Source organism: Actinopolymorpha cephalotaxi, from assembly GCF_013408535.1.
GTDB classification, from domain to species: domain Bacteria; phylum Actinomycetota; class Actinomycetes; order Propionibacteriales; family Actinopolymorphaceae; genus Actinopolymorpha; species Actinopolymorpha cephalotaxi.
In genome coordinates this window covers 5,013,206-5,024,571 of record NZ_JACBZA010000001.1, presented here as the reverse complement: position 1 = coordinate 5,024,571, position 11,366 = coordinate 5,013,206, and the positions used below count along the sequence as shown (strand labels likewise).

General features: G+C 70.9%; 11 protein-coding genes. 7 read left to right on the top strand and 4 right to left on the bottom strand.

The genetic code is table 11. The annotated features are described in order from the left end of the window. Window positions 1–109 precede the first annotated feature (109 nt). Both FHR37_RS22185 and FHR37_RS22180 read left to right on the top strand, forming a co-directional pair. Window positions 110–865 carry a phytanoyl-CoA dioxygenase family protein gene (locus FHR37_RS22185; protein WP_092882258.1) on the top strand — a complete coding sequence of 252 codons (756 nt, stop codon included), beginning with the start codon at window positions 110–112 and terminating at the stop codon, window positions 863–865. A gap of 150 nt (window positions 866–1,015) precedes the next feature. Further along, window positions 1,016–1,387 (top strand): glyoxalase superfamily protein, encoded by a 372-nt coding sequence (locus FHR37_RS22180; protein ID WP_092882259.1) that lies wholly within the window; start codon window positions 1,016–1,018, stop codon window positions 1,385–1,387. Window positions 1,388–1,426: 39 nt separating this feature from the next. Here the strand turns inward: FHR37_RS22180 and FHR37_RS22175 are convergent, their stop codons facing one another. Next, window positions 1,427–2,116: a methyltransferase domain-containing protein gene (locus FHR37_RS22175; RefSeq protein ID WP_237768652.1), complete on the bottom strand. Its 690-nt coding sequence runs from the start codon at window positions 2,114–2,116 to the stop codon at window positions 1,427–1,429. 131 nt (window positions 2,117–2,247) lie between these two features. Between FHR37_RS22175 and FHR37_RS22170 the strand changes: the two genes are divergently transcribed. After that, window positions 2,248–3,243 carry a hypothetical protein gene (locus FHR37_RS22170; protein ID WP_092882260.1) on the top strand — a complete coding sequence of 332 codons (996 nt, stop codon included), beginning with the start codon at window positions 2,248–2,250 and terminating at the stop codon, window positions 3,241–3,243. Here FHR37_RS22170 and FHR37_RS22165 read toward each other — a convergent pair. From FHR37_RS22165 to FHR37_RS22155, 3 genes are all read right to left on the bottom strand, one after another. Further along, on the bottom strand, window positions 3,224–4,456 hold the full coding sequence (locus tag FHR37_RS22165) for an NAD(P)/FAD-dependent oxidoreductase (protein ID WP_092882261.1): 1,233 nt from the start codon (window positions 4,454–4,456) through the stop codon (window positions 3,224–3,226). The two genes, FHR37_RS22170 and FHR37_RS22165, sit on opposite strands and share 20 nt — an antisense overlap. Before the next feature lie 229 nt (window positions 4,457–4,685). Continuing rightward, window positions 4,686–6,440, bottom strand: coding sequence for a DUF222 domain-containing protein (locus FHR37_RS22160; protein WP_092882262.1), 1,755 nt, complete (start codon window positions 6,438–6,440; stop codon window positions 4,686–4,688). A 139-nt stretch (window positions 6,441–6,579) separates the two neighbouring features. Continuing rightward, on the bottom strand, window positions 6,580–6,990 hold the full coding sequence (locus tag FHR37_RS22155; RefSeq protein ID WP_237768653.1) for an NUDIX domain-containing protein: 411 nt from the start codon (window positions 6,988–6,990) through the stop codon (window positions 6,580–6,582). 75 nt (window positions 6,991–7,065) lie between these two features. On the opposite strand from FHR37_RS22155, the gene FHR37_RS22150 reads away from it, so the two are divergent. From FHR37_RS22150 to aceB, 4 genes are all read left to right on the top strand, one after another. Continuing rightward, complete coding sequence (locus tag FHR37_RS22150; protein WP_202817960.1) at window positions 7,066–7,485, top strand: ArsR/SmtB family transcription factor; 420 nt, start codon at window positions 7,066–7,068, stop codon at window positions 7,483–7,485. Further along, complete coding sequence (locus FHR37_RS22145; protein ID WP_092882263.1) at window positions 7,482–8,015, top strand: SRPBCC family protein; 534 nt, start codon at window positions 7,482–7,484, stop codon at window positions 8,013–8,015. Before FHR37_RS22150 ends, FHR37_RS22145 begins: the two co-directional genes overlap by 4 nt. Window positions 8,016–8,190: 175 nt before the next feature. Continuing rightward, on the top strand, window positions 8,191–9,603 hold the full coding sequence (locus FHR37_RS22140) for an MFS transporter (RefSeq protein WP_092882264.1): 1,413 nt from the start codon (window positions 8,191–8,193) through the stop codon (window positions 9,601–9,603). 62 nt (window positions 9,604–9,665) lie between these two features. Beyond that, window positions 9,666–11,330, top strand: coding sequence for a malate synthase A (aceB, locus tag FHR37_RS22135; protein WP_237768654.1), 1,665 nt, complete (start codon window positions 9,666–9,668; stop codon window positions 11,328–11,330). The last annotated feature ends 36 nt before the right edge of the window (window positions 11,331–11,366 follow it).

Below are 11,366 nucleotides of genomic sequence, written 5' to 3'. Positions count from 1 at the left end.
CGCCTTGGCTGCGGAACGGCGGGATGTGGCCACCGGGGGCGGGGCCACGCGTCGGTGCCCGATGGAACAATCGGTCGGCGGTGCACTCGCAACCGTCCACGGAGGACACGTGAACGACCAGGACCGTTACCTGTTCGACCTGCAGGGCTACCTCACGATTCCCGACGCCATTCCGGCCGACCTGCTGCAACGCCTGAACGCCCAGCTCGACGAGATGGCCGAGCGGGAGACCGAGCCGGACATGCGGACCCACAGGTTCGGTGATCTGCTGGGGCGCGACGAGGCGTTCCGGACGCTGATGGACCTGCCGCCGGTGGTGGACGTGCTCGACGACGTTCTCGGGTCCGACTTCCGCCTCGACCACACCTACGCCGACATCATCCGGTCCGGAGACGGCCCGATCGGTACGGTCCTGCACGGTGGCGCGGTGCCGTTCCGTGCGTCGGAGTACTACACGGTCACCCCCGACGGCCGGATCCGCAGCGGCCTGGTCGCGGTCGGCTTCAACCTCAAGGACGTCGGGCCCGACGACGGCGGGTTCGCCTGCGTGCCGGGCAGCCACAAGAGCGCGTTCCCGTTCCCGGGCGAATGGAAGCAGCTGGCCGACCAGCATCCCTGCGTACGCCGGGTCACCGGGCCGGCCGGCACGGCTGTCGTGTTCACCGAGGCGATGGTGCACGGGACGCTGCCCTGGCGGGGCGCGGACGAGCGGCGGACGGCGTTCTACAAGTACAGCCCGCCGGCGGTGTCGTGGTCGGCGGGCTACTACGACGCCGACGACTACCCCGACCTGACCGAGCGGCAGCGGGCCATGCTGGAGGCACCGAACGCGCGGTACGGCGGCCGGGGCAAGGCCCGGTTCTGACGTACTGGCCGGATCGGTTCGTTCCCGTCCGCACGCCGCGCGGTTTGAGGACGGGAACTGGCCGGAATGCCTTCTAGGTTGTTCCTGTGGGTGGCGGCGCTCCCGCCGTACACCCGATGACCACAGGCTCAGCCGAAGGGAAGTCGTTCCATGGACTGGAAGCTCGAACTCGTCGCGGTCCCCGTCTCCGACGTCGACAAGGCGAAGGCGTTCTACGCCGAGCAGGTCGGTTTCAACGCCGACCACGACCACGAGGTCAGCGAGGAGATCCGGTTCGTCCAGCTCACCCCGCCCGGCTCCGGGTGCTCGATCGCCATCGGCCGCGGGGTCACCGAGGCCGAGCCCGGCTCGGTCGAGGGCCTGCAGCTGGTGGTGTCCGACATCCACGCCGCGCACGCCGAGCTCAGCGGGCGCGGCGTGGACGTCAGCGAGGTGCAGGAGTTCCCCTGGGGCTCGTTCGTCTTCTTCGCCGACCCCGACGGCAACCGGTGGGCGGTGCAGGCACTCCCGAACCGCGGCTGAGGATTCGGGCCCTTCTCGGGTGCGGGGAGCGGCGGTCGGTCACCGTCCCGGCGGGTGCAGCACGAGCATGGTGTCCGCGCCACGCTGGAACTCGTACGGCACCCGCCGGCGCTCCGCCCGCACGTCGTCCGCGGTGAGCGCGCGGACGAGATCGTCGACCAGGCCGTCGAGCCGGCCGCCGGCCTGGTCGACCAGCGGGAAGACCCGCACCTGCCCGCGGGCGACCCGGCGTAGCTCCCGCAGCGCAGCGAGGTGGAAGTCGCGGTCGAGCCGGTCCGCGTAGGTGAACAGGAAGTGCGAGGAGAGCACCAGGTCGAACGCCTCGTCGGCGAACGGCAGCTCCGGTAGCGCCGCGAACCGGTAGCAGTCGGGGTGGGCGGTGATGTCGGCGGCGAACAGCCGCGCGGACTCGGCGCGCCCGCGGGTCAGCGTCTCCGGGTCGTGGTGAAACCCCCACTCGTACCTGCCGGTGCGGGCGGTGACCCACGCGCCGCCGCGGTCGACCTCTGCCCGCACCCGGGCGGCCACCTCGGCCGGAGGGTCCGCGTACGCCGGGTCGGCCGCGATCGCGTCGGCGCCCCTGCTCGCCGCGGTCGCGGTGAAGCTCGCCCCACCTCCCGGGCAGTCCAGGACCGAACCCCGCAGGTCGTCCTCGCCGAGGTCGAAGAACGCGGAGTACTCCGCGAAGGACCGGGCGCTGACGAGGTACTCCCCGATGCTGTCGCTCACGGGGCCCAAGCATGTCCGGCGGGCGTGCGGGCGGCATCGTCCGGACGGGGGATATCGGGGGCGGGACCTTCCCGCAGCCGGTCTGATATACCGTACGGGGGTAGGGTGACCAACGGGAGCAAGGGGATCGGATGAACACCACCACCAGACTGGGGATCTTCGCCGGCGGCCTGGTGATCGCGTTCGGCGCGGCCTACGGTGCCGGTCGCGTGGTCGGCCCGTTCGCGGCGGAGGAGACCTCCGCGTCCGCGGCGCACTCCACGTCACCGAAGCCGAACGCGGATCCGATGGAGGGCATGTCACCCGACGACGATTCCGCGACGGATCACGACGAGGCGGCCGGCGGGGAGGACCCGGCAGCCGGCCACGACGAGGCGGCCGGGCACGAGGAGTCGTCGGACGCTCAGGAGGCCGAGATCCCCGGCGGGCTGATGGTCAGCCAGCACGGCTACACGCTCCAGCGGGTGTCGCCGGACCCTGTGGAGGGTCGGAACGGGGAGTTCGCGTTCCGGATCGTCGACAGCCACGGCCGGCCGATCACGGCGTTCGACAAGGTGCACGACAAGCGGCTGCACCTGATCGTCGTACGGCGTGACCTGTCGTTGTTCCGGCACGTCCACCCGGCACTCGGTGCGGACGGTGTGTGGCGGATCCGGCTGCCGTTCACCGCCGCCGGCTCCTACCGTGCGTTCGCCGACTTCACGCCGACCGGCGGGGAGGCGACCACCCTGGGCATCGACGTTCCGGTGGCCGGTGCGTACGAGCCGCGCGCGTTGCCGCAGGTGCGGTCCGTGGCGCGGGTCGACGGCTACGAGGTGACGCTGAGCGGTGACCCGCGGGCCGGGAAGTCCAGCCTGCTGACCCTCACGGTCGAGCGCGGCGGCCGCCCGGTCACCGACCTGCAGCCCTACCTCGGCGCGTACGGGCACCTGGTGGCGCTGCGGGCCGGCGATCTGGCCTACCTGCACGTGCATCCCGACGGCGAGCCCGGCGACGGGAAGACGGCCGCCGGGCCGCGGGTGGCGTTCCACGCCGAGGTGCCGAGCGCGGGGGCGTACCGCCTCTACCTCGACTTCCGTCACGGTGGCCGCGTGCACACGGCGGAGTTCACCGTCCGGGCGAAGTGAGTCGCGGAACCCGTCGCCGTCGCCCCAGCCCTGCCGTCCGAGCTCGCAGCACCCGCCAGGCGAGGCTTGGGCGCAGGAGTCGGTCCGGCGGGTCGAGCAGATGCGTGACCCGCACGAACTGCCGCGCCACCTGGTCGTCGACCGCTCCGGCCGCCTGCACCTGGCGGGTGTAGGCGCTGGTCAGCCGGGTCGACAGGGTGCGCCGCGCCCGGAACTGCGGAAGCGCGAGGTCTGCCCCGACCCCGAGGTTCCACGCGTCGTCGACGGTGCGGGACGCGGCCTGGAAGAAGCGGCGGGTGAGGCCGGGCGCGCCCTGCGCCAGGCTGTCCCGCAACGTCGAAGCCTGCATCGCGGCGAGGGTCATCCCCTGGCCGTAGATGGGGTTGAAGCTGCACAGCGCGTCCCCGGTCACCAGCAGTCCGTCGGGCAGGTCGGGCAGCTCCTGGTAGTGCCGGCGTACGGAGGACTGGTAGCGGTAGGTGGCGATGTCGCCGAGCGGTTCGGCGCGCCGGATGGCGTCCAGCACGTCCGGTGGGGACACCGTCGCGGCGAACTCGACGAAGCCGTCGTGGTCACCCGGGGGATGGTGCCGGCTCTCGAAGCCGGCGAGCGTCACCAGGTGGCGCCCGCCCTCGACCTCGAGCAGGGCCAGGCCGCGCGGCAGGTTCGGGACCGGCCCGACGGCGATCGCCTTCTCCCGTTCGGCGTAGTCGCGGGGGAGGCGCATCAGCCGGCTGGCGTACCCGACGCTCACGGCGAACTCCTCCTCCCGCGGCCGGGGAAGGCCGAGTGCCCGCAACCACACGGGAGTACGCCCGGCCCTTCCGGTGGCGTCGACGACGAGATCCGCCGTCAGCGTCTCCTCGGTGCTCGCGTCTCGCCCATGCACGACGCGAACGCCGGCGACCCGGCGGCGGTCGTCGTCGAGGGTCAGGCCCACCACGTCACACCTGTCCGCGGGCGTGAGCCCGGGCAGTGCGAGCACCCGGTCCCGCAGGTGGCCTTCCAGGAACGGCCGGGTGCACTGCAGCATGGTCGCGCCGATCGGGACCTGCCGGAGCGTGTGGCCGCCGGCGCAGAACCTGAAGTCCGCCAGGGGATGGGACACGACCGCTCCGTCGGCGACGAGCTCACCGGTGACACCCGGGAAGAGGTCCTCGATGACCTCGCCTCCGCGCGCGAGGAGTACGTGGGCGTGCCGTCCCTGAGGCACCCCGCGCCGCGGTGCTCCGTCGCCGTCTCCGCGGAGGGGATCGCGGTCGCCGCGGGGGGGGGATCGCGGTCGAGGACCGTCACTCGTTCGTACGCCTCCGTCAGAACCCGGGCCGCCAGCAGGCCGGACATCCCGGCGCCGAGGACCAGTGCGTGCTCGCCGAGCTGCTGCATCAGGTCTCCTCCGTACGGTGTCGCTGCGGTGTCGAGATATGGCTTCTGGTCGCGTCTCATGGGCGGAGGATTCGCTGCTGCGGGTCCACCCATTCCGGGGGTACGTACTCGGGGTGGCCGTGTGTGCCCATGCGGACCAGCCAGCCTTTGTGGTGGACGGTGACGTGGTGGAAGCGGCATAGGAGTACGCCGTTGTTCAGGTCGGTGGGGCCGCCGTGGTCCCAGGCGGTCATGTGGTGGGTGATGCAGCGTGGTTCGGGGATGTTGCAGCCGGGGAAGTGGCAGTGGCTGCCGTCGCGGATGGCCAGTGCTCGTCGTTGGTGTTCCCTGAAGAACCGGTCGGAACGGCCGAGGTCGAGGACCTGCCCGTCGCCGCCGAGGACGACGGGGATGAGGTCGGCCTCGCACGCCAACCGGCGCACCGTCGCCGCGGAGATGGGTTTGCCGTCGGTGCCGAGGTAGCGGGCCGACCCGCCACCTCCACACTTGGGGCACCCGTCGTGCGGGTCGATGGCGTCCTTCAGCCCCACCGCACCGTGGGGTTCGGCGTCACGCCCCGGAACCTGCCCGGTATGCGGATCGGGTTCGGTTCCCGAACCCGTTGCGGTACGGGGTTCTGGTTCGGGGTCGGTGTTCGGTTGTGGGTGGTGCGGTTGATCTGGTGTTCGCGGTGGGGGTATCCCGTCGGTGGGTGAGCCGGTACCCGATGGTGGCCGTTTCCCCATACCTGGCTGGGTTTCCCGGGCTTGTTCCTGGCCTGCTGCTTCCTCCGGTGTCGGTTCCCCGTCCGTACGGGCCTGTCTGGCGTTCTTGGCGTTCCGGGTGTTGCCGGTGTCCTTGGTGGTGCCGTACTTGGGGTCGGTGCAGGGGCAGGTGCAGGGCCGGGGGCGTACGGGGGTGGCGGTGTCGTCGATCGTCCCGGCACCCAGGCCCTTCAGCAGAACGTCGACGGGGATGGTGACCGCGACCTGGGGTGGTCGGCCGCCGCGTACGGGTGTGGTGGTGGCGGCGGCGAGCAGGCCGAGGGCTTCGGCGAACGCGTCCCCGCGCCGCTGGTCGATCGGGCGCCGGTCCGGCTCTGCGCCCTTCTTCGGTTCGGCCAACGGTTCGATGATCTTGCGGAACAGTTCCATCTCCCACGACGGCAAAGTGATCCGCACCGTCTCCGACTGCGGGATGCCGTTGGGCAGGTAGCGCAGGGACCGTTTCTGTTCGGCCTTGCGGTCCTTCTTCGCCAGTTCTTCACCCTCCAGCCGTTCGGCCTCTTCGGGCGCGATGCGCTCCAGCAGCGATTCGCCCATCCCGCGGAGTTCGTCGGGGTTGGCGAAGCCGGCCTTCTCGATCAGGAACTCCTCCGCCCGGTGCCGCTCATCCGCATCCACATATTCGGGGAGCTTCTTCAGCGCTTCGGCGATCACCTTCGCCTGCTGGGCCGACACCGCCCCGGCGGCCATCGCCTCCAACGTCAGCCGCGCCACCTTGCCCAGGTCCCGGGCCAGCCCCACGACCGCGGACGCCTCCCGCTGCGCGAGCCGCTGCGCGGTGCGCAGGTAGACGGTGGCGTTGGGGGAGCCGGTCAGCTTGCCGATGTCACTGGCCTCCGCCAGAGCCACCAGGTCCAGCTCCAATGCTTCGAAGCGGGCCTTCTTCGCCCGCGCCGCAGCGATCACCGCCGCGATGTCCTCGGGCTTCAGGCCACCCTTCGGGGCCACCCACGCCTCGTCCAGCGGCGCGTCGACCCGGTCGAGCGCAGCGAGGATCCGGCCGGCGGCATCGCCACCGGTCCAGGCACCCCACTCACTCGAAGACATGATCGAATCGTAGCGGCCACCACCGACAAGCCCAGCTTGCCCACAGAGCGGGATTCCTCAACGTACAAAGGCGTTTCGTGCCGACCGCGACCATGGATGAGCGCCGGTTACAGGCGGCGTCCGTGCTGTCGAGCGGAGGTCAGCGTCCCGGCCCTGCTAGGAGCGCATGCAGGTCGGGCAGCAGGACGCGGTCCGGCTCCAGCCAGTCCAGGTCGTCGAGGTCGGCGAGGCCGATCCAGCGCAGCGCCCGGTGTTCGTGCGCGACCGGCTCGATGCCTCGATCGACGAGGGCCGCGGCGTGGATCCGCAGCACGAGGTCTCCGCCCGGCAGGGGAACGTCCGGGCCGACCCGGTCGTGGACGGCGACGTCGACTCCGAGCTCCTCCTGGCACTCGCGTACGACTGCTGCGGCCTCGGACTCACCCGGCTCGACCCGGCCGCCCGGGAGCTCCCACCGACCGGCGGCCGCCTCGGGGTAGGCGCGCTGCTGGGTGAGCAGAAGGCCGTCGCGCACGATCGCGGCGCCGACCACGATGGTTTGTCCGGACACGGCGAGCACCCTACCGACAGCTGCGCGGATCTTCCCGAGCGAGTTGACCTGCGGAAACTCTGGACATGTGACCAGATGGTCACCTATCTTTGGGGCGTGGCGGAGGACGACGAGGTGTTCAAGGCGCTCGCCGACCCGACGCGGCGTTTCCTGCTCGACCTGCTCTTCACGCGTGACGGCCGCACGCTCACCGAGCTGGAGTCGGAGTTGGAGATGACGCGCTTCGGGGTGATGAAGCACCTGCGGGTCCTGGAGGCCGCGGACCTCGTCGTCACCCGCCGGTCCGGTCGGGAGAAGTTGCACTTCCTCAATCCCGTACCCATCCGGCTGATCCACGACCGGTGGATCGACAAGTACGCCGAGCGCCGGGTCTCCGCGCTCGCCGACCTCAAGGTCCAGCTCGAGAACCCCACGGACGAGAAGCCCGCAACCGAAAAGCCCGCAACCGAAAAGCCCGCGAAGGCGGACCGCACAGACAAGGAAGAACGGCCATGACGAACGCAACGACCGACGCGACGAGCACCACCACCCAGGTCTACCGGGTCTACATCAAGGCGACCCCGGAGGCGATCTGGGACGCGATCACCAAGCCCGAGTGGACCGAACGCTACGGCTACACCGGACTCGTGGAGTACGACCTTCGCCCCGGCGGCGCGTACAAGGTGCGGCCAACCGCGGAGTTCCGGGCCGGGGCGGAGGCGAACGGCCATCCCCTTCCCGACGTGATCATCGATGGGGAGGTGGTGGAGGCGGACCCGCCGCGCCGGCTGGTGACGACGTTCCGGATGCTGATGGATCCCTCGCTCGCCAAGGAGCCGTTGACGCGGGTCACGCACGAGATCAAGGAGATCGGCGACGGCGTGTCCCGGCTGACGCTCGTCCACGAGCTCGACGGCGCACCCGGCCTCGCGTCGCTGGTGGGCGGTCAGCTCGAGGACCACGGCGCCGGTGGCGGTCACGCCTGGGTGCTCAGCGAGCTGAAGAGCCTGCTGGAGACGGGGAAGTCGTTCGCCGAAGGGCGGTGACCACCTTCGGCCGACCTGGAGTGCGGTGGACGCGTGCGCCACGGACGCGTCCACCGCGGCTGTTCGACAAGCCCGGCATGCTGGGAGACGAAACGACGACGAAATGACGGGAACGGCGTGAACGCCGGCAACGACGGTGGCGGCACGTACGGTCGACTCGAGAGACGGAGTACGCGTGACCGCGACCGGACGAAGTGCGGCGACCGAATCCACCGGCAACGAATCCACCGGTGAACCGACCGGCAACGAATCGACCGAACCCGAGGATGCCGGCTCGGAAGACGGCTCGGAAACCGGCGCGGACCCCGCGGATCGGCGGCCCGGCTGGATCCGGGCACGGCCACTTGCGGCCACCAGGGCGAGCTACGCCGCGTTGTACGCGGTGGACGGCGCGATGCTGCCGTTCTTCTCGGTCTTCCTCGCGTTCGTGCACGGGCTGGACACCGCGCAGATCGGCATGGTGCTGGCGGTGTCCAGCGCGGCGGCGGTGATCGCGCCGCCGGCGCTCACCGTGGCGGCCGACCGCTACGGCCGGGCGGAGACGTTGTTCCTGTTCATACTGGCGGCGTCGGCGATCGCCCTGTCGGTGTTCGCGTTCGTCGGTGGCTACTGGTGGGTCGTGTTCGTGTACGCCGCGTTCAGCCTGGCGCGCGAACCCACCCGGCCACTTCTGGACGGCATCTTCTTCGCCTCCCAGCGGCACATCACGGCGCTGGCGCGGGTGAGTTATCACAAGGTCCGCATCTGGGGAACCGTCGGCTACATGGTGCCCGGCGTCCTGCTGTATTTCGTCCTCACCGACCGGCACTCGCTGTGGCTGCTTCCGCTGGTGGCCGCGGGTCTCGCGATCCTCGGTGTCGCGGTGGCGGCGATGCTGCCGACGGGGCCGCTGGCCGGCGCACCGGGCGCGCGGATCGGCGGCCCGGCGCGCGAGGGGTCCGGTGAGCCCGAACAACCTCGCGAGACGGTGACGCTGACCGGGGTGGCGCGGGCCGCGGGCGCGCTGTTGCGGGTGCCGAGCACGGCGGTGTTCGTGGTCGCGATGTTCTGGCTGCAGGTGGCGGTCACGGCGTACTCCACCTTCTATCCGTTGATGGCCACCGAGGTGGTCGGCCTGTCGCCGCGCTGGCTGGGCCTGGTCACCAACCTCGGCGTCCTGGTCGAGATCGCCTACATGGCCGCGTTCGGCTGGCTGGTGCGCCGGCTCGGCTGGCGGTGGCTGATGGTGCTCGGCGCGGCGACCGCCACCGTGCGGGTGGCGCTGCTCGCGGCGTTCCCCACCATCGGCGTCGTCGTCGGTACGCAGGTCGTGCACGGCATGGTCATCATCGTGTCGATGGTCGCCGGGCGGGTGATCCTGGACCGGCGCGCACCGGACGCCATCCGGCACACCACGCAGGGGCTGTACGCGATGCTCGTGCTCGGCGGCGGCCGGATCGTCGGCAGCGCGTTCGGCGGACTCGTCGCGAGCGACGACCTGTCGCGGGTGTTCTGGGCGGCCGCGCTGGCGGCGCTGGTGGCCATGCTCGGGCTCGCGTGGAGTCTGCGGGATGAACGGCCGGTCGCGGCTGACGGCTCGTCCTTGTAAGTTCCCTGGAGGGCAGCGACAACTCGACGGGCACGAGGCGATGAGCCGAGAGGGTGGTGCGAGTGCCGCAAGGGGTGGACGTCAGACAGGGCGGAACCGGTGAGCAGGGCGAGACCGGTCTCCAGGGTACGCAGGGCGGAGCAGGCAAGGTCGAGGTCGTCGGTGAGGTCGACGGTCGTGGCCGGGAGATCCTGACCGAGGAGGCGCTGGCGTTCGTCGCCGAACTCCAGACCCGCTTCGGTGCACGCCGGGAGGAGTTGCTGGCGCTACGGTCCGAACGCCGTGCGCAGGTGGCCCGGACCGGCCGGCTGGACTTCCTGCGCGAGACCCGGCGCATCCGGGACGAGCCCTCGTGGCGGGTCAACCTCGCACCACGCGACTTGGTCGACCGGCGGGTGGAGATCACCGGGCCGACCGATCCGAAGATGGCGGTCAACGCGCTCAACTCCGGTGCCCAGGCCTGGCTCGCCGACCTCGAGGACGCCAACACCCCGCACTGGCACAACATCGTGACCGGGCAGGTCGTACTGGCCGATGCCGTACGGCGGCGCCTCACGTACACCTCGCCGGACGGCCGGGAGTACCGCCTCGGCGACGGCCGGCTGGCGACCATCGTCGTACGTCCTCGCGGCTGGCACCTGACCGAGCGGCACGTGACCGTCGACGGCGAGCCCGTGGCGGCCGCACTGGTCGACTTCGGGCTGTACTTCTTCCACAACGCGCACGAGCTCCTCGGCCGCGGCAGCGGTCCGTACTTCTACCTTCCCAAGCTGGAAAGCCACCTCGAGGCGCGGCTGTGGGCGGAGATCTTCGCCTACGCCGAGCAACGACTGGGCGTCCGGCGCGGCAAGATCCGGGCCACCGTGCTGATCGAGACCATCCCGGCCGCGTTCGAGATGGAGGAGATCCTCTACGAGCTGCGCAACTACGCCGCGGGGCTGAACGCCGGCCGCTGGGACTATCTGTTCAGCATCATCAAGTACTTCCGCGACGCCGGACCCGACTTCGTTCTGCCGGACCGCAACGCGGTGACGATGACCGCGCCGTTCATGCGCGCCTACACCGAGCTGCTGGTGCGGACCTGCCACAAGCGCGGGGCGTTCGCGATCGGCGGCATGGCGGCGTTCGTGCCCAGCCGGCGTGACGCCGCGGCGAACGAGACGGCGTTCGAACGCGTGCGCGCCGACAAGGAACGCGAGGCCAGGGACGGGTTCGACGGGTCCTGGGTGGCCCACCCCGACCTGGTGCCGTTGTGCAACGAGATGTTCGACGTACGCCTGGGCGCGCACCGCAACCAGCTGTCCCAGCTGCGGGAGGACGTCCACGTCACCGCCGACGACCTGCTCGACCTCGCGTCCACGCCGGGTGCGGTCACCGTCCGGGGCCTGCGCAACAACGTCGCGGTGGCGCTGCGCTACCTGACCGCCTGGCTCGGCGGCACCGGCGCGGTGGCGATCTTCCACCTGATGGAGGACGCGGCGACCGCGGAGATCGCGCGTTCCCAACTGTGGCAGTGGATCCACAACCGCACCGAGCTCGACACCGGCGACAAGGTCACGCCGGAGCTGGTGGGCGAGGTGGTGGCCGAGGAGTACGACCGACTTCGTGCCGAGGTCGGCGCGGGCGCCGGTGACCACCTGGACAACGCCCGGAAGCTGCTCGAACGCGTCGTGCTCGGCGAGGACTTCGCGGACTTCCTCACCGTGCCCGCGTACGACCTGATCTGACGGTACGACCTGAGAATCCCAACCCACGAAGGCAGG